General features: G+C 69.8%; 4 protein-coding genes. 1 reads left to right on the top strand and 3 read right to left on the bottom strand.

Annotation, left to right across the window (positions count from 1 at the left end; genetic code table 11):
- On the top strand, window positions 1-416 hold a 416-nt coding region (locus tag AC08OQ_RS18500), incomplete at its 5' end, for a hypothetical protein (RefSeq protein WP_476612260.1).
- A 121-nt stretch (window positions 417-537) separates the two neighbouring features.
- Here AC08OQ_RS18500 and AC08OQ_RS18495 read toward each other — a convergent pair.
- The 3 genes from AC08OQ_RS18495 to AC08OQ_RS18485 all read right to left on the bottom strand — a co-directional run bounded on the left by AC08OQ_RS18495 (window position 538) and on the right by AC08OQ_RS18485 (window position 3,389).
- Window positions 538-774, bottom strand: a complete 237-nt coding sequence (locus AC08OQ_RS18495) for a hypothetical protein (protein WP_011434531.1) — start codon at window positions 772-774, stop codon at window positions 538-540.
- A gap of 130 nt (window positions 775-904) precedes the next feature.
- On the bottom strand, window positions 905-2,275 hold the full coding sequence (locus AC08OQ_RS18490) for a dihydrolipoamide acetyltransferase family protein (protein ID WP_462186447.1): 1,371 nt from the start codon (window positions 2,273-2,275) through the stop codon (window positions 905-907).
- Between the two features lie 52 nt (window positions 2,276-2,327).
- Window positions 2,328-3,389, bottom strand: coding sequence for an alpha-ketoacid dehydrogenase subunit beta (locus AC08OQ_RS18485; protein ID WP_476600566.1), 1,062 nt, complete (start codon window positions 3,387-3,389; stop codon window positions 2,328-2,330).
- Window positions 3,390-3,399: the final 10 nt, after the last annotated feature.

The following is a 3,399-nucleotide window of genomic DNA, read 5'->3' as shown; positions in this document are numbered from 1 at the left end:
ACCCAGTATGGGCCGGTATGGGAATCCCGTTGAGTCTTTTACTCTTGGCCCTCGGCGCCATCCTCGCCTTCGCGGTCCGCTCCGAACCGTCCGGGCTCGACATCACGGCCGTGGGCATCATCCTGATGTGCGTCAGCGCCATTGGGCTCGGCCTCACCCTGTACCGCGACCAGTGGCGCAGAAAGATCGTCGAAGAGTCGGCCGAGAACGGCGTGCCCGCGCTCATGCCGCTCGATGACGGCATCATCGTCGACCCGTCCGCCCCATTCGAGGCCCCGCACCGGCGCGAGCTGGGACTGGCCCCCGAGGAGGATCGTCGGCTGAACCCCTCACGCCACCCGGAGGCGACCTCCGGTGACGGGCAGCCGGCCATCCACGTGCACGTCGAAGGGGACCACCCCGTGTCGCCTCACTGAACCGTGCTCCTTCACCGGTCCGCCTGCCCACCGCCCGGTCCGGTTCCCAGGGCGGTCCGTGGGGACGGACCAGGGAACCGGACCGGGCGCTCGTCCGCGGGGTCGAGCCGGGATGGTCGGTTCAGGAGGTGCGTAGCGGCGGGAACGCCTGATCGAGCTCGTTGCGCATGTCCCGCTTGAGGATGTCGTCGGCATCCGAGGAGGACTGACCCTCGAGTAGGAACCGAGCCACTCGTAGGGTGAGGTCGACCCGCTCAGCCAGGTTGAGCGTGCCGGTGAACCGGCCGCTGGAGTTGGCGGAGGTCAGAACCTTGGCGACGAACTCGTCCGCGGCCTGCAGTGCCTCCACTCGCGTCATGGTTCCACCTCTTTGTGCCGGAAGCCGGTCAGAGGCGCAACCGTACCAGGGAGCGGAATCTGGGCTGTTGTGTGCCCCTCTTGCGTGCAGTGTGCCCGTTTGTGGTCAACTGGTGGATCCGATGAGCCGATCAGGACCAGGCGAGTGCCACCGTGGGATCAGTGAGGACGGCACCCACGTCGGCGAGGACCGCGGAGCCCAGCGCGCCGTCGACGATGCGATGGTCGAACGAGAGCGCCAGCTGTACCACCGTACGCACGGTGAGCTGACCCTCGTGCACCCAGGGCATCGGTCGGATCGAGCCCAGGGCGAGGATCGCCGCTTCGCCCGGGTTCAGGATCGGGGTGCCGATGTCGACGCCGAGGACGCCGACGTTGGTGATGGTGATCGTGCCGCCGCGCAGATCCGCGGGGCTGAGCCGGTCCGCCCTCGCCGCGGTGGTGAGGCCGGCCAGGGCGTGAGCCAGTCCGACGACGTCGAGCCGGCCGGCGTCCGGGATGGTGGGCACGACGAGCCCACGCGGGCCCGCCACGGCGATGCCGAGGTTCACCCGGTCGTACACATGTATCTCCGGCCGGCCACCGTTCCCCGGCCGGCCACCGCCCGCGTCCTCGACCCAGGATGAGTTGATCATCGGGTGTCGGCGAACGGCGATGAGCAGGGCTCTGGCGACGAACAGCAATGCGGTGATCTTGATTCCGGTGAACTCCGGCAGCGCCGCGATCCGGTCCCGGGCGGCCATCGTCGCCGTCGCGTCGACGGTGAGGAACTCGGTGACGTGCGGGGCGGCCGAGACGCTGGTGACCATCGCCTGCGCCATCGACCGCCGGATGCCGGTGACAGGCACGTGCCAGGTACGCGTCTCGGTGGAGAAGGTGGCCCCGGCGGGGACGACGCCGATCGGCGGGGCATCGCGCGTGGGCGGCGCCGCGAGGGGCGCGGTACGGGCGGTGGCACGCACTGCGGCCTCGACGTCGGCCCGGCTGATCGTGCCGTCCGGGCCGGTGCCGGCGAGGGAGGCGAGGTCGACGCCGAGGTCACGGGCGAGCTTGCGGACCGGCGGTTTGGCGAGCCCCGGACCAGCTGTGTGCCCCGGACCGGCTGGCATAGGTGGTCGTCGAGGGCGGCGCCGGCGGCTCTCGGCCGTCCTCGGCCCATAACCCACGAGGACTGGGGTGCGCTCGATGCTGCCAGCGTCCCGGGACGTCGGCAGGCTGTTCCCACCCGTCCCGTTCCCACCCGTCCCGTCGGGTTCGGCGTCGGCGGTCTGGATGGTCAGCAGGGGTGCGCCGACCGCGAGGGTTGTTCCCTCGGCGCCGTGGATCTCGGCCAGGATCCCGGCGAACGGGCTGGGGACCTCGACGACCGCCTTCGCGGTCTCGACCTCGACGAGGGGCTGGTTCACCGTGACGGTGTCCCCGACCTGGGCAAGCCACCGGACGATGTCCGCCTCGGTCAGACCTTCGCCGAGGTCAGGGAGCCGGAACTGTCGCTGCGTCACGGTAACCCCAGTCAGATAGCCGGTTGGTCGGTCCTCATGCTTCTCAGGATGCTCAGTACGCGAAGGAACGGTCCACGGCGTCGAGGATGCGGTCGACGTCGGGGAGGTAGTGGTCTTCGAGGCGGGCCGGGGGATACGGGGTGTCGAAACCGGTGACCCGCAGGACCGGCGCCTCCAGGGAGTAAAACGCCTGCTCCGTCACTCGTGCGGTGACCTCGGCCGACACCGAGACGTTGGACGGTGCCTCGTGGACCACGACCAGCCGGCCGGTCCGGCGTACCGAGTCGAGCACGGGTTCTAGGTCCAGGGGCGAGAGCGTCCGCAGGTCGATGACCTCCAGCGACCGGCTGTCGTCCGCCGCGCTGATCTCGGCGGCGTCGAGGCAGGTCCGCACGGTGGGACCATAGCCGACGAGGGTCGCGTCCGTGCCGGTGCGCACGACCCGGCTGGCGTGCAGTTGGGTGAGCTCGTCCGCGGGCAGTTCGGCGAGGGGGCGCGGGTCGACCACGCCCTTCTCCCAGTACCGCCGTTTCGGTTCGAGGAAGATCACCGGATCGTCGGACCGGATGGCCTGCTGGATCATGTGATGGGCGTCGACCGGGTTCGAGCAGGCGACAACCTTCAGGCCGGCAGTGTGGCAGAAGTACGCCTCCGGCGACTCACTGTGATGCTCGACAGCGCCGATCCCGCCGCCGAAGGGGATGCGGATCGTTACCGGCAGCCGGATCCGGCCGGCCGACCGGTAGTGCAGCTTCGCGAGTTGGCTGACGATCTGGTCGAACGCGGGGTAGACGAACCCATCGAACTGGATCTCACAGACCGGCCGGTAACCGCGCATGGCCAGCCCGATCGCCGTGCCGACGATCGCCGACTCGGCCAGCGGGGTGTCGATGACCCTGGCCTCGCCGAATTCCTGTTGCAGCCCGTCGGTCACCCGGAAGACCCCGCCGAGCTTGCCGACGTCCTCCCCCATGATCAGAACCTTGGGATCGGCGGCCATCGCCGAACGCAGCCCGAGGTTCAACGCCTTGGCCATGGTGACCGGGGCGCGGGCGACCCGCTCACCGACCTCGTCGGAGCGTTGCTCCCCGGCAACGACAGCCCCGCTGGTCACCGGTTCCCCT

The sequence above is a fragment of the Frankia sp. CcCS3 genome (genome assembly GCF_977927575.1).
Note: the sequence above shows the minus strand (reverse complement) of the source record. Positions and strands in the feature narration are given on the sequence as shown.

Coding starts and splice junctions, on each gene's coding strand:
- AC08OQ_RS18495 (WP_011434531.1), bottom strand. CDS start 774: ATGACGCGAGTGGAGGCACTGCAGGCCGCGGACGAGTTCGTCGCCAAG.